Raw genomic sequence first — 450 nt, 5'->3', positions numbered from 1 at the left:
CGGACCTCCAGGATGGGCTCAGCCATGGAGGGTCTCCTTCCAGAAGTGGCAGGCGCTGCGCCGGCCTTCGAGCTCGGCGCCGTCCACGTCCAGGACGGGCTGCAGGAGCGGCCGGTCGGACCGGCAGAGATCCGTGGCCGCGTCGCAGCGCGGGTTGAAGGAACATCCCGTGGGCAGGTGCAGCAGGCTCGGCGGCAGGCCCTTGATCGCGTACAGGTCCTGGCCCTTCTGGTCCAGGCGCGGGATCGAGCGGAGCAGGCCCTTGGTGTACGGGTGCGCCGGGTTGGCGTACAGCTCGTGCACGGGGGCGGTCTCCACGATCCGGCCGGCGTACATCACCGCGATCTTGTCCGCGACGTCGGCGACCACACCGAGGTCGTGGGTGATCAGGATCAGACCCATGTGGTACTCGGCCTGCAGCTCCGCCAGCAGGTCCATCACCTGCGCCTG

At 69.6% G+C, this 450-nt stretch carries 1 protein-coding gene; it reads right to left on the bottom strand.

Features of this window, described 5'->3' with window-relative positions; genetic code table 11:
* Window positions 1-18: 18 nt before the first annotated feature.
* Window positions 19-450, bottom strand: a 432-nt coding sequence (locus AA75_RS24340) for an oligopeptide/dipeptide ABC transporter ATP-binding protein (protein ID WP_033822353.1), incomplete at its 5' end; no start/stop codon positions are given.

Source organism: Kitasatospora sp. MBT63 (assembly GCF_000710465.2).
In the GTDB taxonomy this organism is placed as follows: domain Bacteria; phylum Actinomycetota; class Actinomycetes; order Streptomycetales; family Streptomycetaceae; genus Kitasatospora.
Note: the sequence above shows the minus strand (reverse complement) of the source record. Positions and strands in the feature narration are given on the sequence as shown.